The 22226-nt window shown below is 37.7% G+C and carries 22 protein-coding genes and 3 tRNA genes; 8 read left to right on the top strand and 17 right to left on the bottom strand.

Annotated elements, in window-relative coordinates; translation table 11 throughout:
- Positions 1 to 6: 6 nt before the first annotated feature.
- The 7 genes from ACKGJN_RS14945 to ACKGJN_RS14915 form a co-directional block, all read right to left on the bottom strand.
- Complete coding sequence (locus tag ACKGJN_RS14945; protein WP_409540354.1) at positions 7 to 456, bottom strand: sterol desaturase family protein; 450 nt, start codon at positions 454 to 456, stop codon at positions 7 to 9.
- Positions 456 to 1295, bottom strand: coding sequence for a phytoene/squalene synthase family protein (locus tag ACKGJN_RS14940; RefSeq protein ID WP_409540353.1), 840 nt, complete (start codon positions 1293 to 1295; stop codon positions 456 to 458). The genes ACKGJN_RS14945 and ACKGJN_RS14940 overlap by 1 nt, the downstream gene beginning before the upstream one ends.
- Positions 1292 to 2755: a phytoene desaturase family protein gene (locus ACKGJN_RS14935; protein ID WP_409540352.1), complete on the bottom strand. Its 1464-nt coding sequence runs from the start codon at positions 2753 to 2755 to the stop codon at positions 1292 to 1294. Before ACKGJN_RS14935 ends, ACKGJN_RS14940 begins: the two co-directional genes overlap by 4 nt.
- On the bottom strand, positions 2755 to 3654 hold the full coding sequence (locus ACKGJN_RS14930; protein WP_409540351.1) for a MerR family transcriptional regulator: 900 nt from the start codon (positions 3652 to 3654) through the stop codon (positions 2755 to 2757). Before ACKGJN_RS14930 ends, ACKGJN_RS14935 begins: the two co-directional genes overlap by 1 nt.
- Before the next feature lie 336 nt (positions 3655 to 3990).
- Positions 3991 to 4074: transfer RNA gene (locus ACKGJN_RS14925), tRNA-Leu, on the bottom strand.
- A 264-nt stretch (positions 4075 to 4338) separates the two neighbouring features.
- Positions 4339 to 4411: transfer RNA gene (locus ACKGJN_RS14920), tRNA-Lys, on the bottom strand.
- Between the two features lie 133 nt (positions 4412 to 4544).
- Positions 4545 to 4617: transfer RNA gene (locus ACKGJN_RS14915), tRNA-Lys, on the bottom strand.
- A 216-nt stretch (positions 4618 to 4833) separates the two neighbouring features.
- Here ACKGJN_RS14915 and ACKGJN_RS14910 point away from each other — a divergent pair.
- Positions 4834 to 5355, top strand: coding sequence for a shikimate kinase (locus ACKGJN_RS14910; RefSeq protein WP_409540350.1), 522 nt, complete (start codon positions 4834 to 4836; stop codon positions 5353 to 5355).
- Here ACKGJN_RS14910 and ACKGJN_RS14905 read toward each other — a convergent pair.
- Genes ACKGJN_RS14905 through ACKGJN_RS14895 form a run of 3 tightly spaced genes read right to left on the bottom strand, consistent with a single transcriptional unit; the run spans position 5347 to position 6846 of the window.
- Complete coding sequence (locus ACKGJN_RS14905; protein WP_409540349.1) at positions 5347 to 5847, bottom strand: phosphoribosyltransferase family protein; 501 nt, start codon at positions 5845 to 5847, stop codon at positions 5347 to 5349. The genes ACKGJN_RS14910 and ACKGJN_RS14905 overlap by 9 nt on opposite strands.
- Before the next feature lie 5 nt (positions 5848 to 5852).
- Positions 5853 to 6449 (bottom strand): methyltransferase domain-containing protein, encoded by a 597-nt coding sequence (locus ACKGJN_RS14900; RefSeq protein WP_409540348.1) that lies wholly within the window; start codon positions 6447 to 6449, stop codon positions 5853 to 5855.
- Positions 6421 to 6846: an RNA-binding S4 domain-containing protein gene (locus ACKGJN_RS14895; protein WP_409540347.1), complete on the bottom strand. Its 426-nt coding sequence runs from the start codon at positions 6844 to 6846 to the stop codon at positions 6421 to 6423. Before ACKGJN_RS14895 ends, ACKGJN_RS14900 begins: the two co-directional genes overlap by 29 nt.
- 79 nt (positions 6847 to 6925) lie before the next feature.
- Here ACKGJN_RS14895 and ACKGJN_RS14890 point away from each other — a divergent pair, with 79 nt between their 5' ends.
- Positions 6926 to 7855: an FKBP-type peptidyl-prolyl cis-trans isomerase gene (locus ACKGJN_RS14890; RefSeq protein WP_409540346.1), complete on the top strand. Its 930-nt coding sequence runs from the start codon at positions 6926 to 6928 to the stop codon at positions 7853 to 7855.
- 76 nt (positions 7856 to 7931) lie between these two features.
- Here the strand turns inward: ACKGJN_RS14890 and ACKGJN_RS14885 are convergent, their stop codons facing one another.
- The 3 genes from ACKGJN_RS14885 to ACKGJN_RS14875 all read right to left on the bottom strand — a co-directional run bounded on the left by ACKGJN_RS14885 (position 7932) and on the right by ACKGJN_RS14875 (position 10554).
- Positions 7932 to 8528, bottom strand: a complete 597-nt coding sequence (locus tag ACKGJN_RS14885) for a porin family protein (protein WP_409540345.1) — start codon at positions 8526 to 8528, stop codon at positions 7932 to 7934.
- 122 nt (positions 8529 to 8650) lie between these two features.
- Complete coding sequence (locus tag ACKGJN_RS14880) at positions 8651 to 9604, bottom strand: transketolase family protein (protein WP_409540344.1); 954 nt, start codon at positions 9602 to 9604, stop codon at positions 8651 to 8653.
- Between the two features lie 89 nt (positions 9605 to 9693).
- Entirely contained in the window at positions 9694 to 10554 is an 861-nt protein-coding gene (locus ACKGJN_RS14875; RefSeq protein ID WP_409540481.1) for a transketolase, read from the bottom strand.
- Positions 10555 to 10711: 157 nt separating this feature from the next.
- Here ACKGJN_RS14875 and tgt point away from each other — a divergent pair, with 157 nt between their 5' ends.
- From tgt to ACKGJN_RS14845, 6 genes are all read left to right on the top strand, one after another.
- Entirely contained in the window at positions 10712 to 11842 is a 1131-nt protein-coding gene (tgt, locus tag ACKGJN_RS14870) for a tRNA guanosine(34) transglycosylase Tgt (protein ID WP_409540343.1), read from the top strand.
- 2 nt (positions 11843 to 11844) lie between these two features.
- Complete coding sequence (locus tag ACKGJN_RS14865) at positions 11845 to 12921, top strand: LptF/LptG family permease (RefSeq protein ID WP_409540342.1); 1077 nt, start codon at positions 11845 to 11847, stop codon at positions 12919 to 12921.
- Complete coding sequence (locus ACKGJN_RS14860) at positions 12908 to 13819, top strand: DMT family transporter (RefSeq protein ID WP_409540341.1); 912 nt, start codon at positions 12908 to 12910, stop codon at positions 13817 to 13819. The genes ACKGJN_RS14865 and ACKGJN_RS14860 overlap by 14 nt, the downstream gene beginning before the upstream one ends.
- A 59-nt stretch (positions 13820 to 13878) precedes the next feature.
- Positions 13879 to 14832 carry an acetyl-CoA carboxylase carboxyltransferase subunit alpha gene (locus ACKGJN_RS14855; protein WP_409540340.1) on the top strand — a complete coding sequence of 318 codons (954 nt, stop codon included), beginning with the start codon at positions 13879 to 13881 and terminating at the stop codon, positions 14830 to 14832.
- A 156-nt stretch (positions 14833 to 14988) separates the two neighbouring features.
- On the top strand, positions 14989 to 16545 hold the full coding sequence (dnaB, locus tag ACKGJN_RS14850; RefSeq protein ID WP_409540339.1) for a replicative DNA helicase: 1557 nt from the start codon (positions 14989 to 14991) through the stop codon (positions 16543 to 16545).
- Positions 16546 to 16663: 118 nt separating this feature from the next.
- Entirely contained in the window at positions 16664 to 17914 is a 1251-nt protein-coding gene (locus ACKGJN_RS14845) for an asparagine synthetase B (RefSeq protein ID WP_409540480.1), read from the top strand.
- A 233-nt stretch (positions 17915 to 18147) separates the two neighbouring features.
- Here the strand turns inward: ACKGJN_RS14845 and rplT are convergent, their stop codons facing one another.
- The 4 genes from rplT to thrS all read right to left on the bottom strand — a co-directional run bounded on the left by rplT (position 18148) and on the right by thrS (position 21360).
- Entirely contained in the window at positions 18148 to 18492 is a 345-nt protein-coding gene (gene rplT, locus ACKGJN_RS14840) for a 50S ribosomal protein L20 (RefSeq protein ID WP_409540338.1), read from the bottom strand.
- Positions 18493 to 18614: 122 nt separating this feature from the next.
- The gene (gene rpmI / locus ACKGJN_RS14835) at positions 18615 to 18812 is read right to left on the bottom strand and encodes a 50S ribosomal protein L35 (protein ID WP_409540337.1); all 198 of its coding nucleotides are present in this window, start codon (positions 18810 to 18812) and stop codon (positions 18615 to 18617) included.
- Positions 18813 to 18839: 27 nt separating this feature from the next.
- Positions 18840 to 19355, bottom strand: coding sequence for a translation initiation factor IF-3 (infC, locus tag ACKGJN_RS14830; RefSeq protein WP_409540479.1), 516 nt, complete (start codon positions 19353 to 19355; stop codon positions 18840 to 18842).
- Positions 19356 to 19413: 58 nt separating this feature from the next.
- A complete protein-coding gene (gene thrS, locus ACKGJN_RS14825) occupies positions 19414 to 21360 on the bottom strand; it encodes a threonine--tRNA ligase (RefSeq protein ID WP_409540336.1) in 1947 nt (648 codons plus the stop codon).
- Between the last annotated feature and the right edge of the window lie 866 nt (positions 21361 to 22226).

Genomic DNA, 22226 nt, shown 5'->3' with positions numbered 1-22226 from the left:
TTTTTTTTACTTTTTAAAATATTTTAATGGAACCCAAAGCATTCCGAAGCATTCTCCATCACCTTTCCCAAGATGTTTATGATGCATTTTATGTGCCCGGCGAACTCCCTTTGCATACCTGTTATTCGCATTTCTGAAGATCTTGAACCGTTGGTGTATAAAAATATCATGTACTGTAAAATAGGCAATTCCATAGGCAAGAATTCCCAATCCAATTGGTAATGCAATCCAAACGTCTTCATACCTCCATAGAAGAAAAAATCCTATGCTAACCACGGCGTAAAACACGAAAAACAAGTCGTTGCGTTCCCACCAGTGCTTATGGTCTTTTTTATGATGATCTGCATGGAGATTCCATAAGAACCCATGCATCACATATTTATGGGTGAACCACGCCATCCCTTCCATCATCAAAAATGTGGCTACAAAAACCACGATCCAGAGTAGTGTTTCCATTATAAAATATTTAATCTGTACGAAATATAAGATTTAGCAAGTAACCCGGCTTTTTGATAGTTTGGCACACTAATTCGTTTGTTTTTTATCTCCAGCGAAGGTACTTTTTTTAGTTTGTTTAGCAATTTACTATAGTAAATATAAGCGGTATAAACACCAAATTTAGCTTCGACAGGCAATTTTGAAATTCCCTGTAATCCCGAATGAAAATCGGCTTCAATCTCTGCTATTATTTTCTGTTTGCTCGCTTCATCAAGTGCATCCAGATTGGTATCCGGAAAATAACTTCGGCTTAAATCCTCATAATCTTCTTTAAGATCTCTCAGGAAATTCACTTTTTGAAAGGCAGAACCCAAACTCATTGCAGATTCGCGAAGTTCGTCATACTTTTTTTGGTTTCCGTTTACAAAAACCTTCAGACACATTAGGCCAACCACATCTGCACTTCCATAAATGTATTCTTTATAATCCTCCTGGGTGAGATAGGTGGATTTATGCAAATCTAACCTCATACTCTTTAAAAAGGCCTTATAAAGGGTGGGATCAATATCATATTTATGAACCGTTTCCTGAAAAGAATTAAGGATAGGGTTAAGACTTATTTTCATTTCGATCGCTTTGAAAAGATTGGCTGAAAATTCGTCCAAAAGCAATTCTTTATCATAATCATGAAAGGAATCTACAATTTCATCTGCAAAACGCACAAATCCATAAATATTATAAATATCCTGACGGATAGAGGGTGCCAGCATTTTTGTTGCTAATGAAAATGAAGTACTGTAGGCATTGGTTACTGCTTTACTGCAGGTCCTTGAAACCGTGTCGAAAATTGATTTCATAATTGTTCTTTTTGAATGAGTCCTGATACTAACTTACCGGATATTAATGAAGGCGGAACGCCTGGTCCCGGCACGGTAAGTTGACCGGTGAAAAATAATCCCTCCACTTTACTGCTTTTTAGTTTGGGTCTTAAAAATGCAGTTTGTAAAAGTGTGTTTGCCATTCCATACGCATTTCCTTTATAGCTGTTGTAATCTTTTATAAAATCATTTACACAAAAGGATTCTTTAAATAGTATGTTTTCACGAACCTTCTGGTTTGTGAGTTTTTCAAACCGGTCCATTATAAGTTCAAAATAGTGCTCCCTAAGTTTTTCATTGTCTTCCAGTCCCGGGGCAATTGGAACAAGGAAAAATCCATTTTCACAGTTTTCAGGAGCCGAACCCGGATCGGTTACTGAAGTGAAATTTGCATAAAACAAAGGTTTTTCTGGCCATTTTGGTTCATCATAGATTTCTTTTGCATGGGCATCAAAATCAACATCAAAGAACAAATTATGATGGTGGATGTTTTTCAGCTTTTTGTCAAATCCAATATAAAACAAAAGCGAAGACGGTGCAAAGGTTTTTTTATCCCAGTAGGATTCTGAATACTGCCTGTATTTTGGATCCAGTAAAGTTTCACTGTGATGATAATCTGCACCGCTTACAACTATATCTGTTGCAATTTCTTTCCCATCGATGGTAAGAGAAGATACCATTTTTTTGAATACGTTGATCTTTTCAACAGCCGAGTTGGTTCTAATATTTACACCCAGTGATTTTGCAAGGGATTCCATTCCTTCAATGACTTTATACATACCACCTTTGGGATGCCAGGTTCCAAGTCCAAAGTCGGCATAATTCATAAAACTATAGAAGGACGGAGTATCGCTGGGTTTTGCTCCAAGGAACAGTACAGGGAATTCCAATAACTGGATTAATTTTTTATTCTTGAACTCTTTACGTACATCTCTTGAAATTGTACTGAAAAATTGCCCTATCTTTTTGATAGTTTCCGGGGTCACCAATTCCAATGGTGAAACTCCTGGACGATATACCAGATCCTTGATGGCGATTTCATAATTGCTTTGAGCCTGCGCTACAAATTTCTTGAGTTGTTTAGAACTGCCGGGCTCTTCTTTTTCAAACGCGGCATAAATTTTTTCGAGCGTATCTTCAATAAGCATGTTTTCATCATTTCCGAAGAAAACCTTGTAAGCCGGATTTAGTTTATCCAAATGATAATAATCGGAAGCAGATTTATTAAAATCGCCAAAAAAGCGTTCAAAAACATCCGGCATCCAATACCAAGATGGGCCCATATCAAAAATGAAACCTTCCTTTATTAATTGCCGGGCTCTGCCTCCAATACTGTCGTTTTTCTCATAGATGGTCACATCAAATCCTTCCTTTGCAAGGTAACAGGATGCTGCAAGGGATGCGAATCCAGATCCAATTATGCTTACTTTTTTACTCATTATAACGTTAATTGGTTGGCGAATTCAGGAATGGATTTATAGATATGGATGTTTTCCTGCTGGTTTATTGGATCTGCCGCCTGAATTCTGGCACCAAACAAACTCAGTTCAAGTTTTTTATCAAAGCAAAGTTCTCTTTCAAATTCCCCAATAAATTCCGAAAGGTCTTTTGGAGCAATAGTAAGATAACTGATGAATTTTGGGTTTCGATGAATTTCTAAAATGTATTTCATATCGGCCATTGGCATGCTGGGACCTAAATAAATAGTTTTCTTTTTATGTAAATTCAATTCATAATTAAGATATAAAATTCCGAGGTCATGAATTTCATTTTCCGGTAAAAAAAGTACAAACAATTCATCATTATCATAGGTGCTGCCATTTTCCAAAAGCGCAATATTGAGATATAATTTCTGTTTAATCAAGCCTACCAGGAAATGTTCGTGTACCGGATTAATGGTGTCTGTTTGCCAAAGCAATCCAATTTCCTCCAGCAATGGAAGGAAAATATGATGGAAAATTTCCCTGAAGTTCTTGGATTCTAAAAGTTTGTTATAGGTATGGTTAAAGAGAACCTGATCAAAATTGATCATTGCAATTTTAAAAGAATTGATCGCCCTACTTTGCTCACTTGAACTGGCTGCAACTTCTTTTACCATTTTCCCTACCTCCTCATTTGTAAGCTTCGCGATCCTGGATATTTTATATCCGTGTCCATTCAAAAATGTAACATTTAATATTTTCTGTAGGTTGCTAAGATCGTAAGTCCGGATATTGGTGTCGGTTCGGTCGGGGGTAAGGATGTTGTAACGTTTTTCCCAAATCCTGATCGTGTGGGCTTTTATGCCACTAAGATGTTCAAGATCTTTAATGCTGAAGTTTTGTTTTAAGTGTTCCATAATTGTTTAAACAAGATAGACAAAACTAAACAAAATTAATAGTTGTTAATTATATTAAAATGTTAAATGTTTAATTTATAAAGTAAATGTTTAAACAAAACATTGGTTTGATACGGGTAGTGGAGCTTTTTATTATTGGTAAAATGCTGATATTCAATACTTTTTATTGTCAAAAAATGGAAGGGATAAATGAAAAGAACAAGCTTTAAATATCTTATAAATCTCAGAAGTTGTGATGCAGGTGATTTTGTAGTGCAATTTTTGACAAAAGTTTACGTGAATGTAAACAACCTACTTTGAAGTTACGTGTAAAAGTGGAGTAAGAAAAGAATAAAGTACCCGGAGCGGGACTTGAACCCGCACGCCCTAATGGACACATGGCCCTCAACCATGCCTGTCTACCAATTCCAGCACCCGGGCAAATGCGCTATTAGAAATTGAATTTCCAAAAGGCTGTTAAAAAAATAATTCCGAATTTAATCAGAAATTAAAGAACTTAAAAATATTGATTTTACCGTAGATTCCTTCCCTTTATCAAGGAAAGATCTTTAACCTGATTAATCAATATTTCAATTTGTGATCTGGCCGGGGCTTCCTTCGATTTCGTATCACTATGTAATACTTCACTCAGGATATCCCGATAGCTATCGGGACTCGCCCAAACGAGATTCTAACTGAAATTTGTGATCTGGCTGGGGCTCGAACCCAGGACCCTCTCCTTAAAAGGGAGATGCTCTACCAACTGAGCTACCAAATCGTTATTTTTTTTCTGAACTTATTTATAGGATCTGACTGGGGCTTCCTTTGATTTTGTATTACGATGTGATACTTCACACCGGATATCCCGATAGCTATCGGGACTCGCCCGAACGAGATTCTAACTTATTATGTGATCTGGCTGGGGCTCGAACCCAGGACCCTCTCCTTAAAAGGGAGATGCTCTACCAACTGAGCTACCAAATCCAGTGTTGCATTATTTCTTAAATGCGGGTGCAAATATACCATCATTAATTTATTTTTCAAGAGGAATTTAATATAAATTTGCAAATGTTTTAATTTAAATTCTAAACCTCTCTTTTTCAGTATAGAATGGGATTTAGAGTTTACACCAAAAGTATTATAGGAAGCACATTTAGATAAAATTATTAAAAATCACTACGAAATTTATATAATACAAATATGAAAATATTTCTTTGCGGCTACATGGGGTCCGGTAAATCGGCGGTGGCAAAACGACTGGCAGAAAAACTAATGTTACCGCTTATCGATATCGATGACCAGATTGCATTAATAGAGAATAAATCGGTTCCGGAGCTTTTTAAAAGCAAAGGGGAGCTTTATTTCAGAAAAAGGGAAAATCAGGTTCTGCAGGATGTGTTGGAAGATCCTGTTTCTTTATTGATTTCCTTGGGTGGTGGAACTCCTTGTTATGCCAATAACCTTGAAATGATCCTCAGTGGAAAGGATTCAATACTAATTTATTTAAAGGCTTCTGTTGAATTTCTAACCAAACGTCTTTCTTCAGAAAAGGCTACGAGGCCACTAATTAGTCACCTTGAAAGCGAGGAAGACCTTGAGGATTTTATTAGAAAGCACCTGTTTGAGCGCAGCTATTATTACAATCAGGCCAAATTAAAGATAAATATAGAAGGCAGGGATGTCGATAGTATTGTGGATGAAATCATCGAAAATTTAAAGTAACTCTACCGTGTCTTTTCCTTTTGAAAAATGTACCTGAACCATTTCATTGAACGAGGTAGATAACGAGATCCCTTTGAAATCTGCTTTTACAGGAAATTTTTTATGACTCCGGTCTACAAGGACTGCGGTTTTAAACTGTTTTAAAGGTACTTCAAGGAAGTGTTTTACGCCATAAATCAAGGTAGTTCCAGAATTTAGTACATCATCTGTAAGCACGATGGATTTATTTATATATGCTGAAGATGGCAAGGAGGTTTTAACTGCTTTTAACGGATTTTTCTTATCTAATTTCACCTCACAAAGTTCAATTTTCAGGTCTGAAATTTCTTCCAGTGCCGTTTTCAATCTTTTGGCAAACAAAAAGCCGCTTTTGGAGATTCCCGCAAGAATAAGGTCGGTTTCATTCACATTGCTCTCATAAATTTGGTAAGCAATACGTTTTATTTTGTGCTCTATTTGCTGATTGTTCAGAATGATATTTGATGCTGGCATGGTTTTTAGTTTTTTTTAAAGATAAAAAACAATTCATTTCCCTGTCTTGGGGGAATAGAATTACGGCAATTTTCTAAAAGTTCAATATTAAATTCCGGACTAAAATAAGTTAAATATTCTTCTTTATTTCCTCCAAAAGGCGGTCCCTCTTTTTCAAACTCAATATTAAAAAACAAACCCACAAGTTTGCCGTTATTTTTCAACAGGGAATTCATCTTTCTTGCATAAAGATTTCTTTGCTCCCTGGGCAATGCACAAAAAAAAGTTTGTTCAAGGATGAGATCAAAAGTATCCTGAAACTTGAAAAAGTCTATATTGTGTAAATTTGCCTCCGGAAAAAAAGGAACACGCAGCCTTAAATTTTGAAGAGGTTCTTTGGCAATATCAAGCACATGCACATCCTCAAATCCCTTTGAAACTAAATATTCCGCTTCATAGGCATTTCCGGCACCTGGAATCAGGATCTTTAAAGTTTTGTCCTCTAGCTGGTCTATAAATTCTTTCAAAGGCGGGGAAATCCTGTTCAGGTCCCAACCGGTTTTATCTTCCCTGTATCGGGAAGCCCAATATGCTTCATTTAAATTCATTCTTTTTTTCTTCATCTGGAGCTGGGTCTTCTGTTTTTTCATTTTTCGGACTTTCTACCCAGTCGTCAATATCCCTTCTGTCTTTCTTTGTTGGTCTTCCAGATCCCTTTTTTCGGTAATAATCTCTGGAATATTTTAAAAGTTCCATTTTGTTAAAAGCCTCTTTTGGGGTAATGTCATTCACATATAAACCGGCTATTTTAGCTCCCACCCTGCTTGTGGGCAGGTCTAAAACTTCAATTTCATAATCGATTTGATTTTTGCGAACCCTTATTTTATCGGATATATAAACCTCGCGGGAAGCTTTTACATTGGCTCCCCCAATTTTCACTTTCCCCTGTCTGCATGCCTCGGTAGCCAAACTTCTGGTTTTAAAATAGCGCACACACCATAAAAACTTATCCACTCTCATAATCTGAATCTTAAAACTAACTAAATCTTAAGCAAAAATACAAGATTATTGTATCTTGCGGCCTTAAATTTAATTAAGTATGAGATTGACCAGATTGTTAATTATAAGTGTGCTGTTAAGCACATTTTTTATAGCCTGCAAAAGTGATGATGAAAACGAACGGGTACAGATTCCTCCAAGAGATCAGGGAGAACAGGCTATTGCAGATGATGAAGCCATTATTTCTTATTTAAAAACACATTATTATAACAAGAAGGATTTTGACAATCCTTCAGAAAGCTTTGATTACAAAATCAGGTTTGATACTATTTCCGAAGAGAATTCTGATAGAACTCCATTAATGGAATCAAATTTATTGTCTTCAGAAATTGTTACCAGGAATGAAGTAGATTATACTATTTATATTTTAAAAATTCGGGAAGGAGTAGGGGCGCACCCTACCTTTGCAGATTCTACCTTTCAAAATTATAAGGGGGAATTATTGAACAGAACCGTTTTTGATAATACAGTAAACCCTGTATGGTTCGATCACCCGGGTACCTTGACACAAGACAACCCCGGAATTGCAGTAAAGGGACTAACACGAGCATTAACCCAATTTGGAGAAGCTTCTGGATTTACGGTGAACGCTGATAATACGGTTTCCTGGAGTAACGATTTTGGAATAGGAGCTGTTTTTGTGCCTTCAGGCCTTGCATACTTCGCCAGTGGTACAACAACAATTCCTGCTTACAGCCCGCTTATTTTTAGTTTTCAGTTATACAGGGTAAATGAGGCTGATCACGATGGAGATGGAATCCCTTCTTATATGGAGGATATTGATGGAGATGGAATTTTAAGCAATGATGATTCTGATGGGAATACTATTCCCGATTATCTGGATAACGATGATGATGGCGATGGAAGCCTTACAAGGGATGAAATTATTATTAATGAGGACGGAAGTATTGAATTTCCAGATACCAGCGGAAATGGAATTCCGGATTATCTGGATCCGGATACCTTTTAGACAGTATACCAGAATTTTTGAAACACAAAAAATGCCGCGAAGTTCGCGGCATTTTTTATGAATTTAATCGGTTAGGTTACTTCAAATTATAAGAAACACCTAAAATCCATTGAGAAGGTCGGGAATCTATTCTGAAATTATTATCTGCCGCTGTATCCCCAAAAGCATTATTTTCTTTAAAAGCTCCTTCATATCTAAGGTCAACTCCTATTCTGCCTAAGTTTATTCCAGCTCCTAATTGATATCCCATCGAGATTTCATTTTCTACCTCGGATATTTCAAAGGAAGCGTTTTCCAACTTGTTGTCCAATATGTATTGAAAGGAAGGACCGGCTTTGATATTTATAGGTCCTATAAGATTTATTCCCAGCAGGATGGGAGCATCTATTTTTTCAATTTTATAATTGAAAGTATTATATTCTGTGTTTAGGTTGGTGTAAACCAATTCTGGCTGAAGGAAAATTCCTAAGAATTCCAGTTTTCCGAAGATTCCCAGGTGATATCCGGTTTTATTATTACCATCCTCAATGGAAGAGGCTTCTCCTGCTGCCTGAGAGTAATTCTCGTATTCTCCTGTGGCGCCATAATTTAATCCTCCTTTTATCCCATAAGTAGATTGTGCAATTGCCGTACCTCCAAATAAAATGAGGGCTGCTAAAATCATTTTTTTCATAAGTGTCATGTTTATGTTTGCTGTTTATAACGCAGTTAATGTGCCATTTATTCTGAATAAAAAATCAAAAACCCTTCAAACACTGAGTTTGAAGGGTTTGAGTATATGATTTTTTCCTGATTTTATTTTCGGCCTATCACTTTTTCCGAAGCCTTTACAATCGCTTCGGCATTGAGTCCATATTTTTCCATCAATAGTTCCGGAGTACCGCTTTCTCCAAAAGTATCCTGTGTTGCCACAAATTCCTGAGGAGTTGGATGATTCATCGTTAATGTTCGGGCGACGCTTTCCCCAAGGCCACCAAGGAAGTTGTGTTCTTCAGCGGTAACCACACATCCGGTTTTTTTAACCGATTGTAAAATTGCCGCTTCATCCAATGGTTTAATTGTATGAATGTTGATCACTTCAGCGCTTATGCCTTTTTCCTCCAGTTGTTCTGCAGCCTGTAAAGCTTCCCAAACCAAATGTCCGGTTGCAATAATGGTAACGTCTTTACCTTTGGTTAAATTTACCGCTTTCCCAATTTCGAATTTCTGATCTGCAGCGGTGAAATTTGCCACTTTTGGTCTTCCAAATCTTAAATAAACAGGTCCGTGATGCTCTGCAATTGCAATGGTTGCCGCTTTGGTTTGATTGAAATCACAGGTGTTGATAACGGTCATTCCAGGTAACATCTTCATCAATCCTATGTCTTCCAGGATTTGGTGTGTTGCCCCATCTTCACCTAAAGTAAGACCTGCGTGAGAAGCACATATCTTTACATTTTTATCTGAATATGCTACACTCTGACGGATTTGGTCATACACTCTTCCCGTAGAGAAATTTGCAAAAGTCCCGGTGAAAGGGATTTTTCCGCCTATGGTCATTCCGGCTGCAATTCCAATCATATTTGCCTCGGCAATTCCAATCTGGAAAAAACGCTCGGGATGATTTTTTTTAAATTCGTCCATTTTTAAAGATCCGGTAAGATCGGCACAAAGGGCTACAACATTTTCATTGGTTTTTCCAAGTTCTGCCAATCCCTCTCCAAAGCCTGAACGGGTATCTTTATTTCCTGTATTTGTATATTTTTTCATTGTAATTTTTTATTTATGATTTCATCAAGGAATTCGAATTGACCAAGAATCCTTTGTTCTTGTTAATCGATCTACTATCTCAATTCTATTTAATAATCCCCTAAGGTTTCCGGGTTTTGTGAAAGTGCTTCTTTCAATTGCTCATCATTTGGAGCTACACCGTGCCATTTATGGGTGTGCATCATAAAATCTACTCCATGTCCCATTACCGTGGTCATTAAAACACACACCGGTTTTCCTTTTCCGGTACGACTTTTTGCTTCTTTCAATCCATCTAACACCTCAGTGAGGTTATTGCCTTCTTTTATCTCCACAACGTCCCAGCCAAACGCCTGGAATTTTGCTTTCAGGTTGCCCATTGGCAAAACCTGTTCTGTAGATCCGTCGATTTGTTGTCCGTTTAAATCTATGGTAGAGATCAAATTGTCCACCTTTTTTGCTGAAGCATACATAATAGCTTCCCAGTTTTGTCCTTCCTGTAATTCTCCATCCCCGTGAAGCGTATAAACAAGATGAGAATCCTTATTCAGTTTTTTAGCTTCAGCGGCACCAATCGCCACACTCATGCCCTGGCCCAAAGAACCGGATGCGATACGAATTCCGGGCAATCCTTCGTGGGTTGTAGGATGACCTTGTAAGCGGGAATTTATAAGGCGAAATGTATTGAGTTCTTCTATCGGAAAATAACCGCTTCTAGCCAGTACACTGTAAAAAACAGGGGAAATATGACCATTTGATAAAAAGAAAAGGTCTTCACCTATTCCATCCATACTAAAATCGTTGTTGTGTTCCATAACCTCCTGATAAAGCGCTGCAAAAAACTCGGCACAGCCTAATGAACCTCCAGGATGACCGGAATTCACTTTGTGGACCTGTCTTACGATGTCTCGTCTTACCTGGGTAACGAAATTCTCTAATTGTTGTGTGTCTGGCATTGTTATGTTGTTAATTTTTTGAATGTTGCAAAAATAAGTTTTTATATACTGATGTCAAAGCCGGAATTAACCGTTTATCAACGAAATGAGATATTTAACTAACAATTTTTAATTTTAGCGGACTTTTAATTGTGGTTTAGTTAAGTATCTTTGCCGCTACTTAAATCATACTATGAATTTTGAACTTTTAACTACCGATCCCGGTAGTAAAGCACGGGCAGGAAAACTTACCACAGATCACGGCGTTATTGAAACTCCCATTTTTATGCCTGTGGGTACGGTGGGATCTGTGAAAGGCGTTCATCAAAAAGAATTAAAAGAAGAGATTAATCCAGATGTAATCCTGGGAAATACTTATCACCTTTATTTAAGGCCTAATACCGAGATTTTGAAAAAGGCCGGCGGACTTCATAAATTTATTAACTGGGACAGGAATATACTTACCGATAGCGGAGGCTACCAGGTATATTCTCTTTCCGATAACCGGAAGATCAAGGAAGAAGGAGTGAAATTTAAATCGCATATAGATGGTTCCTTTCATACCTTCACCCCTGAAAATGTAATGGAAATTCAGCGGGTTATTGGGGCAGATATTATTATGGCCTTTGATGAATGTACTCCGTACCCTTGTGATTATCGATATGCAAAAAGATCTATGCACATGACACATCGATGGTTGGACCGATGTATTTCTCACCTGGATAAAACACCGTACCAATACGATTATACACAGTCCTTTTTTCCAATAGTTCAGGGAAGTACCTATAAAGATCTTCGGAAACAATCTGCAGAATATATCGCTTCCGTTGGGGCTGAAGGAAACGCGATTGGAGGCCTTTCAGTAGGGGAACCTGCAGATGAAATGTATGCGATGACCGAAGTGGTGACGGAGATCCTTCCGGAGGATAAACCAAGATATTTAATGGGAGTTGGAACACCAATCAATATATTGGAAAATATCGCATTGGGAATTGATATGTTTGATTGTGTGATGCCCACGAGGAATGCAAGGAACGGAATGCTATTTACAGCTCACGGGACTATCAATATCAAGAATAAAAAATGGCACGACGACTTTTCTCAAATAGATGATATGGACATTACCTGGGTAGATACAGAATATAGCAAAGCTTATTTACGTCATCTTTTTACGGTGAATGAAATGCTGGGCAAACAAATTGCAACTATTCACAATCTTGGTTTTTACCTGTGGTTGGTTCGTGAAGCCAGAAAACATATCTTAGCTGGTGATTTTTCTTCCTGGAAAAATATGATGGTAAAGCAAATGGATAAGCGCCTGTAAATTTGAAAATATTTGACTGGTACATATTAAAACGATATTTAGGAACATTTTTCCTGATGCTTGTGCTGTTTATACCGATAGGCATAACCGTAAATCTTGCTGAAAAAATTGGAAAGATTCTGGATAACGAGGTTCCATTTATGGAAGTAGCTTTATATTATTGGGATTTCACCATTTATTTTGCAAATCTTCTTTTTCCATTATTCCTGTTTCTTTCTGTAATCTGGTTTACCTCTAAACTGGCCAATAATACGGAAATAGTTGCATTTTTGAGTAGTGGAGTTTCCTATTGGCGGTTTTTGAGGCCATACCTTATAGGCGCTACCATTGTTTGCTTGGGAGCACTGGTTCTTAGTATGTACATGGCACCTAAAGCGAGTAAAGGTTTTAATGAATTTAAATATGAATATTTAAAAAAGGGAACTGAAGTTCAGGAAACAATCGATGTCTACAGGCAAATAAATGATTCGGAATATATTTATGCCAGCAATTTTCAGCCAAAAACAAAGGTCGCAAGGAATTTTACCCTGGAACATTTTGAAGGAAATAAAATGATCTTTAAGCTTAGTGCTTCCCGACTTCAGTATAATGAAGAGGACAGCATCTATAATTTATCCAATGTGGATAAAAGGATCATAGGGGAAAATGGGGATGAGATTTTTCACTACCGGCAGCTTGATACGGTTTTACCTTTCGAATTTGATGCGCTTACCCCGGTAAATTATATCGCAGAAACATTGAATTATAATGAATTAAACACCTTTATTGAACAGGAAAGGCGCAGGGGGTCTGCCAATTTAAACCGTTATTTGGTTGTGGCTTACAAACGCTGGAGTTTACCCGTTTCTGCCTTTATACTCACTATTATTGCCGTAGCTGTTTCATCGGTTAAACGCCGCGGAGGAATGGGGGTTAGCCTGGCACTGGGAATTTCTCTTGCTTTTGTTTTCATTTTCTTTGATAAAGTGTTTGGTACTATTGCCGAACAATCCACGTTTTCGCCACTTCTCGCAGTTTGGCTTCCCAATATTACTTTTGGGATTCTGGCTGTTTATCTTCTGTTTAATGCTAAACGATAAGCTTAAAAGTTATCTGCATTTTCATTTAATCGTATTTATATGGGGCTTTACCGCCGTTCTTGGCGCACTCATATCTTTGGACGCGGTACCGCTGGTTTGGTATAGAATGCTTCTTGCCAGTGGATTTATTCTTATATGGATAAAATGGAAAAAGAAGGACCTTAAAGTTACTCCAAGGCAATTGATGGTACTCATAATTGCCGGATTGGTAATCGCTTTACACTGGTTAACTTTCTTTGGAGCCATTAAAGTTTCTAATGTGTCAATTACATTGGCTTTGCTTTCTACAGGTGCATTTTTCACTTCTATTTTAGAGCCTATATTCTACAAAAGAAAATTTGTTGGCTACGAGATAATTTTTGGATTAATCGTTATTCTCGGGCTATACATTATTTTTAAGGTGGAAACCGAATACTTTTTAGGGATTGTGCTTGCTTTGATTTCGGCATTTATGGGAGCTGTATTCACCATGATCAATGGAAAATTAATAAAATACAATGCGCCATCGGTAATTTCATTTTATGAATTAACTACCGGGGCGGTAGCCATAGGCGTTTATCTTTTAATAATGACCTGGATAAGTGAAGGAACTGCTGGGTTTGGACCGGGGTTTTTTAAGCTCTCCTCCCAGGACTGGATGTATCTGTTAATACTGGCTTCCATTTGTACGGCCTATGCTTTTATCGCTTCTGTGGCTGTGATGAAACATCTTAGCCCATATACAATCATGCTTACTATAAATCTGGAACCGGTTTACGGTATTATACTGGCATTTTTAATCTTCGGAAATAAAGAACAAATGAATCCGCAGTTTTACTATGGTGCGGCAATAATCCTTACAACCGTTATCCTTAACGGATATCTCAAAACAAAACGGAAAATTAATAAGTTTTCTTAGGAACTCTTCCTTTTAAAGTTTGTTATATTTGTAGGCTAATAAAAATACGGCACCTTCATATGGAATATTTAGATTTTGAATTACCCATTAAAGAGTTGGAAGAACAGTACCAGAAAGCCTGTAATATAGGTTCCGAAAGCAAAGTTGATGTAACGGCTACCTGTAAACAAATAGAAAAGAAATTGGCAGAGACCAAAAAGAAAATCTATAAGGATCTTACAGCCTGGCAGCGTGTTCAACTTTCCCGTCATCCAAACAGGCCCTATACTCTGGATTATATCAACGCTATTTGTGGAAATACATTTTTAGAACTGCACGGAGATCGAACGGTGAAGGATGATAAGGCCATGATAGGTGGTTTGGGAAAAATAGGAGATCAAAGCTTTATGCTAATTGGACAGCAAAAAGGTTTTAATACCAAAACCAGGCAATACCGCAATTTTGGAATGGCAAATCCTGAAGGGTATCGCAAAGCCTTAAGACTTATGAAGTCTGCTGAAAAATTCGGGGTTCCTGTTGTTACTCTTGTAGACACACCCGGTGCTTATCCAGGCCTGGAAGCAGAGGAACGGGGACAAGGGGAAGCCATAGCAAGGAATATTATGGAAATGACACGTCTTAAAGTGCCAATAATTGTAGTAATTATAGGTGAGGGTGCCAGTGGTGGAGCCCTTGGAATAGGGGTAGGAGATAAGGTCCTTATGTTGGAAAACACCTGGTATTCTGTAATTTCTCCTGAATCCTGCTCTTCTATTTTATGGAGAAGTTGGGAATATAAAGAGATTGCTGCAGAAGCATTGAAACTGACTGCCAAGGACATGAAAAAACAGAAATTAATAGACGAAATAGTCAAAGAACCTATAGGCGGAGCACATAGCAATAGAGAGGAAACTTTTGAAGCTGTAAAAAAAGCGATTATTTCTTCTTATGATGAATTTAAAAACTTATCACCAACAGAATTGGTGAATAAGAGAATAGATAAATACCTTGACATGGGAGTTTATAAATCCTAAATCAAGGTATAGCATCATTTAAAAAATATCCGGGGTGTGAACTTCGGATTTTTTTGGCCTTATCAACAAAAAAATCAACTTATCAACAAGTGAATTGTTCATGACTTGTTCATTAAGTTGAAAAAGCTTTCAACAGGAATTCTTTACTTTCGTACTATGGAAAAAGTTACAGCCCCCCAAAATCTAAAATATAGTTCTAATAATGTTATCAATCTTGAAAAAGGAAAAATACCGCCACAAGCGGTTGATTTAGAGGAAGTTGTACTTGGGGCTATGATGATCGATAAAAAGGGGGTCGATGAAATTATCGATATCCTTCAGCCAGATGCTTTTTACAAAACAGCGCATAAACACATCTACGAAGCCATACGCACCCTGTTTGATAATACCGAGGCAATTGACTTATTAACTGTTTCAAATCAACTTCGGAAAGAGGGGAAACTCGATAAGGTGGGAGGGGAATATTACCTTGTCCAACTCACCCAAAAAGTAGCCTCTTCGGCACATATTGAATTCCATGCCCGTATCATTCTGCAGAAATTTATTCAACGAAGCCTGATAAAAATTTCAACTGAAATTATCGAAGAATCCTACGACGAGTCAACCGATGTTTTTGATCTTTTGGATAAGGCTGAATCTAAATTATACGAGGTAACCCAGGGGAATATAAAGCGATCTACAGAGACTGCACATAGTTTGGTGATCCAGGCGAAAATCCGGATCCAGGAAATTTCCAATAAAGAAGGTTTAAGTGGGGTTCCTTCCGGTTTTGATAAACTGGATAAACTAACTTCCGGATGGCAACCAAGTGATTTGGTGATTATTGCAGCCCGTCCGGGGATGGGAAAAACGGCCTTAACCTTGTCTATGGCCAGAAATATGGCAGTTGGCCACAATATACCTGTTGCTTTTTTCTCTCTTGAGATGTCTGCTGTGCAGTTAATCACGAGGTTAATCTCTTCAGAAACCGGGCTGTCTTCAGAAAAATTAAGAACGGGTGATCTTAAAACCCATGAGTGGGAGCAATTAAATGTGAAGGTGAAAGATCTTGAAAAGGCTCCTTTATTCATCGATGATACCCCTTCCTTATCCATTTTTGATCTAAGGGCAAAAGCAAGACGTTTATCCTCTCAACACGGAATAAAACTTATAGTGGTAGATTATTTGCAATTGATGACAGCCGGAAGCTCTGTAAAAGGAGGGAACAGGGAACAGGAAATTTCAACAATTTCCCGTAACTTAAAAGCGCTTGCAAAAGAATTGGCCATACCGGTAATCGCACTTTCGCAATTGTCCCGGGCAGTAGAAACCAGGGGAGGAAGCAAGCGTCCTTTATTGAGTGATTTAAGGGAATCTGGAGCGATAGAGCAGGATGCCGATATAGTTTCATTTATTTACAGGCCGGAATATTATAAAATAGACGAATGGGATGATGAAGAGCGTTCTCCTACTGAAGGGCAAGGGGAATTTATTGTGGCAAAACACCGTAATGGTGGTTTGGAAAGTATTCGTCTTAAATTTGTTGGTCATTTAGGTAAATTTGATAATTTAGATGACTTTGATTCCCCTTTTGAATTTCACTCAAAGATGAACGAGGCCGCAAATGACGATTCTTTCAAGACTCCAAATTTGCCTAATCCAAGTGCAGATGAAGCTTTTGGAAGCTCGATGAACAATGATCTTGACAATGATGATAATGACGTACCTTTTTAAAAATGTAAAAACAAACACTACATTTTCCTTTTTTGAGGAAACACTTGGGGATGCAGATAATAAGTTAGAAAACTTCAGAAAATTTATCGATACAAAATATAAAAAGAGTGTAAGGACGATGGTCTTTATGCTCTTTTTGTTTGCAGGAACTTTTCAGTTTCAGGCTTCTGTAATTCTAATACCAATGGATGCCAAAGGGCAGACCAATCATTTAAAGGCTTATGGAATTACTTATTACGCCCTGGAAAACAATCTTAATGTCCAATGGCTTCTGAATTATCGCGGAGGTTCTTTTTTGATTTCAGATACAGAAGCTTTAAGAAGGGAGTGCCAAATTAGAGGGGTTTCTTTTGAAGTATTAAGCAATGGAAAAGCAGAAGGTATTCTGGAAGAAATTCAGATTCCATCAAGGAATATGGATGCGGTAGTACTTGAAAAAGCACCTAAAATTGCGGTTTATGCTCCGCAGGGAAATAAGCCATGGGACGATGCGGTCACTATGGTTTTAACCTATGCTGAAATCCCTTACGAAACTATTTATGATACGGAGGTGCTGGGAGATGCATTGCTGCTATATGACTGGTTGCATTTGCATCACGAGGATTTTACCGGGCAGTACGGTAAATTTTACAGGAATTACAGGACTACTCCCTGGTACATTCAGGAAAAGGCCGAAGCGGAAGCGCTCGCTTCAAAACTCGGGTTTAATAAAGTTTCAGAAGAAAAACTGGCAGTGGCACTTAAGGTCAGGAATTATGTGGTTGGAGGTGGATTTATGTTCGCTATGTGCAGTGCTACCGATAGTTTTGATATAGCACTTGCCGCAGAGGGGGTGGACATTGCAGAACCGATGTTTGATGGAGACCCCAGTGAGCCGGGCTATCAATCTAAGATCGATTTTGATAAAACTTTTGCATTTACAGATTTCACCCTGGAACGAAGTCCTATGGTATATGAATTTTCTTCTATTGATATGACCGAGAAGCGCAGGATACCTTTTGAAAGTGATTACTTTACACTGATGGAATTTTCAGCAAAATGGGATCCAATTCCAACAATGCTCAATCAAAATCATACGGTTCTGGTAAAAGGATTTATGGGACAAACTACAGCCTTTGATCCAGCTACACTCAAACCAACGGTTTTAGTGCTTGGTGAAAATAAGTTTAACAGTGAAGCGCGTTATATTCATGGAATAAAAGGGAGAGGGTTTTTTACCTTTTATGGAGGGCACGATCCCGAGGATTATCAGCATAGGGTAGGAGACCCTAAAACCGAACTGGAACTTCATCCAAATTCCCCTGGTTACCGTTTAATACTGAACAATGTTCTGTTCCCTGCCGCGAAGAAGAAAAAGCAAAAAACTTAGACACGTAAAGTGCCTGAAATCTTATTTGAAGAATAAAATCTGATAGTAATTCCTACCCGTGTTTTAAATCACTAATTCTAATTCGTCCCGCTCGGGCGTGTTTCCGTCGAAATTCTGAATTTTATTTCCCAGGCAAAGCTCGTGAACTTGAGGAAGGAAATTAGATTTATGCAAAGAAAAATCCCGCTTTTTCAAGCAGGATTTTTAATAAGAACGTTAATCTTGTATTTAAATTATTTTACTTTTTCAACTACAGCTTTAAACGCATCTGGGTGGTTCATAGCTAAATCGGCTAAAACTTTTCTGTTCAAATCGATATTTGCACCTTTTACTTTACCCATAAATTGAGAATAAGACATTCCGTGTAATCTGGCACCTGCATTAATACGGGTAATCCAAAGAGAACGGAAATTTCTTTTCTTGGTTTTTCTGTCTCTGTAAGCGTATAACATCGCTTTGTCCACCGCGTTTTTTGCTACTGTCCAAACGTTTTTACGACGTCCAAAGTAACCTTTTGCTTGCTTTAAAACCTTTTTTCTTCTGGCTCTTTTGGCAACTGAATTTACTGATCTTGGCATATTTTTTACATTTTTTTGTAGTAGGCGGTCAAATTGACTCTTGTTATACTAGATTATAATTAAATCTATTTGCCTAACTCCAGGGTTTTTAAATTGTTTAAACCATCAAAGGTTCAATTGGTTTATTTTAAACGCAATTGAAGTTTGATATTGCTTTTATCTGCATCATGTACCAAAGTACTGTGCGTTAAAGCTAACTTACGTTTTTTCGACTTCTTTGTTAAGATGTGGCTTTTGTAAGCGTGCTTCCTCTTAATTTTACCGGTACCCGTAAGCTTGAAACGCTTCTTGGCACTGGATTTCGTTTTCATTTTAGGCATGCTCTTGTGATTTTATAATTAACGTTCTTATTTACTTTTTCTTGGAGATATGAACATGGTCATTCTTTTACCTTCCAGTTTTGGCATTTGTTCCACCTTGCCGATTTCTTCTAAATCCTGAGCTAGTCGCAGCAGTAAAATTTGACCTTGCTCTTTAAAAACAATGGAGCGTCCTTTGAAAAACACAAATGCCTTTAACTTGGCACCATCCTTTAAGAATTTCTCTGCATTCTTCTTTTTAAAGTCATAATCGTGATCATCGGTTTGAGGGCCAAATCGAATTTCCTTCACCACAACTTTACTGGCTTTAGCCTTTAATTCTTTTTCCCTTTTTTTCTGCTCATAAAGGAACTTTTTGTAGTCCATTACTTTGGCTACAGGTGGGGCGGCATTCGGAGAAATTTCAACAAGATCCAATCCCTGTTCTTCTGCGATTTCTAATGCTTTTCTGGTAGGATAAACCCCCATCTCAACATTATCACCTACAAGCCTAACTTCATCAGCCCTAATTTTAGCGTTGATGCGGTGTTGGTCTTCTTTAATCTCTCTAAGCGGTCGCTTCGATCTTTTTCTTCGTATTGCTATGGCTATATATTTTTAATTAAACTTTAAACGCTTTTAGCGTCATTTTTATCTCGTTGTTTATCAATTCTGAAAAGGCTTCAACAGTCATTACACCTATATCGCCTTCCCCGTGTTTTCGTACAGAAACTGTACCATCTTCTGCTTCCTGTTCCCCTACGATTAACATATATGGGATTTTACTCATTTCAGCATCCCGAATCTTTTTACCAATGGTATCATTTCGGTGATTCGCCAGGGCGCGAATTTCGTTATTTTCCAGCAAAGTTAAAACTTTTTGTGAGTATTTTTCATATTTCTCGCTGAGAGAGAGTATAATAGCCTGTTCAGGCATTAACCAGAGTGGGAAATTACCCCCTGTATTCTCTAAAAGTACTGCAATAAAGCGTTCCATGCTGCCAAAAGGAGCACGGTGAATCATTACAGGCCGGTGCATTTCATTGTCACTTCCTTTATATGTAAGGTCAAATCTTTCTGGTAAATTATAATCTACCTGGATTGTGCCAAGTTGCCAGCTTCTGCCAAGTGCATCTTTTACCATAAAATCCAGTTTTGGTCCATAAAAGGCAGCTTCCCCGGTTTCAACAACATAATCAAGTCCTTTTTCATCGGCGGCTGAAATTATGGCACGTTCTGCTTTATCCCATACTTCGTCATTCCCTATATACTTCTCCTTATTGTTAGGATCCCTTAGGGAAACCTGTGCGGTAAAATCATCAAATCCCAAGGATTCAAATACATATAAAGTAAGATCTATAACTTTTTTGAATTCAGAATCCAATTGATCCGGAGTACAAAAAATATGTGCATCATCCTGGGTGAACCCGCGAACCCGGGTTAGTCCGTGAAGTTCTCCGCTTTGCTCATATCGGTAGACCGTTCCAAATTCAGCAAAACGTTTCGGCAAATCCCGGTAACTCCATGGAGATGCATTATAAATTTCGCAGTGATGTGGACAGTTCATTGGTTTCAGCAAAAACTCTTCGCCCTCATGAGGTGTTTTAATGGCCTGAAAGCTATCTGCCCCATACTTCTCATAATGTCCCGAAGTTACATAAAGTTCCTTTTGACCTATATGTGGAGTGATCACCATTTCGTATCCGGCTGTTTTTTGTGCTTTTTTCAGGAAATTTTCAAGTCGCTCCCGTAGTGCTGCTCCTTTTGGTAACCAAAGTGGTAGCCCCTGACCAACTTTTGAGGAAAAAGTGAAAAGCTCCAGTTCTTTTCCCAGTTTTCTGTGATCCCGTTTCTTTGCTTCTTCCAAAAGTTCCAGGTATTCTTTGAGGTCCTTTTGTTTTGGAAAAGAAATGCCGTACAATCTGGTTAACTGAGGGTTTTTTTCATCTCCACGCCAATAGGCGCCGGCAGCGCTTGTTAATTTGATAGCTTTTATAATCCCGGTGTTTGGAATGTGACCCCCACGGCATAAATCGGTGAAAGTGTCATGGTCGCAAAAAGTGATCGTCCCATCCTCCAGATTTTCAATAAGTTCTACTTTAAATGGGTTGTTCTGTTTTTTATAAAATTCCAGGGCATTCTCTTTTGATGCGGCACGCATTTTAAAATCGTGTTTCCCCCGTGCAATCTCCAACATTTTATCTTCAATCTTTTTGAAATCGTTTTCAGAGATTTTCTGTTCCCCAAAATCAATATCATAATAAAAGCCATTTTCAATAGCAGGTCCTATAGTGAGTTTGGATCCTGGATACAATTCCTCAATGGCCTGAGCCATCACATGGGAAGAAGAATGCCAGAATGCTTTTTTACCCTCTTTATCATTCCAGGTATATAATATTAAGCTGCCATCTGTATTAAGGGGTGTGGTTGTTTCAACAATGGCATCATTGAATTTAGCCGAAATTACATTTCGTGCAAAACCTTCACTTATACTTTTAGCAACCTCCATAGGAGTGGCATTGCTCTCAAATTCTTTAACAGTACCATCCGGCAAGCTTATTTTTATCATCTTTCATTTAATTGTTTGGCAAAGATAAGATGTTAAAGGCGGTTGCACAATATACTCTTATATATTATCAGAAATCTTATTCTTAATGTTTCGCAGCCTTCAAGGCAAGTGGGCAGGCTATTCAGGCTGTATTTTGGATTTATAAGGGGTTTTTAGCTGATGGTATGATAAAAGTGAGGTTTTACATATTATATAAAGGAGTCTCAGGAAGTGACAAGGAAATTATCATTCCTATCCCTAAAACAGTTTGCTCATAATTTTATTTAAGGACAAAAAGGATCAATTACTGATGAAATGGGAAATGTGTCACTATAAGGGGATGCTTTATTGAAATTAATTCAGGAGTTAAATATTTAAAAATCAAAGCTATGTAATAGGTTGTTGAATTTAGATGTAAAAACTTTAGTGATTCCCTTGTAGGGGAATAATTCCTGATTATATTTGCAGCCGCTTAGGCGGAAACGTACAAGCATACGTTCTTTAAATTTTGTGAAATTAGATTTGTTTTGAATCAAAAAAAGGTTGTATTTTTGTAACCCGTTTTTTTATTATTCGGAATATATTTATTTTCAAAATAATTTTGCTGTTTGTTGAAAAAGCGTTGTATATTTGCAGCCGCTTTGAGATGAAGGCGACGTTCTTAAAGATGTTGATTTGATTGCTGATTTGGTTTAAATTTCGGAAGAAACAAGATCAAAAAAACTTAAAAATAAGTTTGGCGGTTAAAGAAAAAGCGTTGTATATTTGCAGCCGCTTACAGAATAAGAAGTTCACACACACATACTGAAAAGAAATCCCGGGGTAGGGTGCAAAGCAAAAGAGGTTCGACTCCTTTTATTTCGACAAGTAATCCATTAGATGTTCCT

The sequence above is a fragment of the Gillisia xinjiangensis genome (assembly GCF_046298265.1).
GTDB classification, from domain to species: domain Bacteria; phylum Bacteroidota; class Bacteroidia; order Flavobacteriales; family Flavobacteriaceae; genus Gillisia; species Gillisia xinjiangensis.
Note: the sequence above shows the minus strand (reverse complement) of the source record. Positions and strands in the feature narration are given on the sequence as shown.

What these genes read in the sequence shown, in the direction of transcription:
- rplT (WP_409540338.1), bottom strand. Translation starts at nt 18,492, where the DNA reads ATGCCAAGATCAGTAAATTCAGTTGCCAAAAGAGCCAGAAGAAAAAAG.
- ACKGJN_RS14885 (WP_409540345.1), bottom strand. Translation starts at nt 8,528, where the DNA reads ATGAAAAAAATGATTTTAGCAGCCCTCATTTTATTTGGAGGTACGGCA.
- tgt (WP_409540343.1), top strand. Translation starts at nt 10,712, where the DNA reads ATGAATTTTGAACTTTTAACTACCGATCCCGGTAGTAAAGCACGGGCA.
- ACKGJN_RS14935 (WP_409540352.1), bottom strand. Translation starts at nt 2,755, where the DNA reads ATGAGTAAAAAAGTAAGCATAATTGGATCTGGATTCGCATCCCTTGCA.
- ACKGJN_RS14900 (WP_409540348.1), bottom strand. Translation starts at nt 6,449, where the DNA reads ATGAAGAAAAAAAGAATGAATTTAAATGAAGCATATTGGGCTTCCCGA.
- dnaB (WP_409540339.1), top strand. Translation starts at nt 14,989, where the DNA reads ATGGAAAAAGTTACAGCCCCCCAAAATCTAAAATATAGTTCTAATAAT.
- ACKGJN_RS14855 (WP_409540340.1), top strand. Translation starts at nt 13,879, where the DNA reads ATGGAATATTTAGATTTTGAATTACCCATTAAAGAGTTGGAAGAACAG.
- ACKGJN_RS14905 (WP_409540349.1), bottom strand. Translation starts at nt 5,847, where the DNA reads ATGCCAGCATCAAATATCATTCTGAACAATCAGCAAATAGAGCACAAA.
- ACKGJN_RS14845 (WP_409540480.1), top strand. Translation starts at nt 16,664, where the DNA reads ATGGTCTTTATGCTCTTTTTGTTTGCAGGAACTTTTCAGTTTCAGGCT.
- ACKGJN_RS14930 (WP_409540351.1), bottom strand. Translation starts at nt 3,654, where the DNA reads ATGGAACACTTAAAACAAAACTTCAGCATTAAAGATCTTGAACATCTT.
- ACKGJN_RS14890 (WP_409540346.1), top strand. Translation starts at nt 6,926, where the DNA reads ATGAGATTGACCAGATTGTTAATTATAAGTGTGCTGTTAAGCACATTT.
- thrS (WP_409540336.1), bottom strand. Translation starts at nt 21,360, where the DNA reads ATGATAAAAATAAGCTTGCCGGATGGTACTGTTAAAGAATTTGAGAGC.
- ACKGJN_RS14860 (WP_409540341.1), top strand. Translation starts at nt 12,908, where the DNA reads ATGCTAAACGATAAGCTTAAAAGTTATCTGCATTTTCATTTAATCGTA.
- rpmI (WP_409540337.1), bottom strand. Translation starts at nt 18,812, where the DNA reads ATGCCTAAAATGAAAACGAAATCCAGTGCCAAGAAGCGTTTCAAGCTT.
- ACKGJN_RS14945 (WP_409540354.1), bottom strand. Translation starts at nt 456, where the DNA reads ATGGAAACACTACTCTGGATCGTGGTTTTTGTAGCCACATTTTTGATG.
- ACKGJN_RS14910 (WP_409540350.1), top strand. Translation starts at nt 4,834, where the DNA reads ATGAAAATATTTCTTTGCGGCTACATGGGGTCCGGTAAATCGGCGGTG.
- ACKGJN_RS14895 (WP_409540347.1), bottom strand. Translation starts at nt 6,846, where the DNA reads ATGAGAGTGGATAAGTTTTTATGGTGTGTGCGCTATTTTAAAACCAGA.
- ACKGJN_RS14880 (WP_409540344.1), bottom strand. Translation starts at nt 9,604, where the DNA reads ATGAAAAAATATACAAATACAGGAAATAAAGATACCCGTTCAGGCTTT.
- ACKGJN_RS14940 (WP_409540353.1), bottom strand. Translation starts at nt 1,295, where the DNA reads ATGAAATCAATTTTCGACACGGTTTCAAGGACCTGCAGTAAAGCAGTA.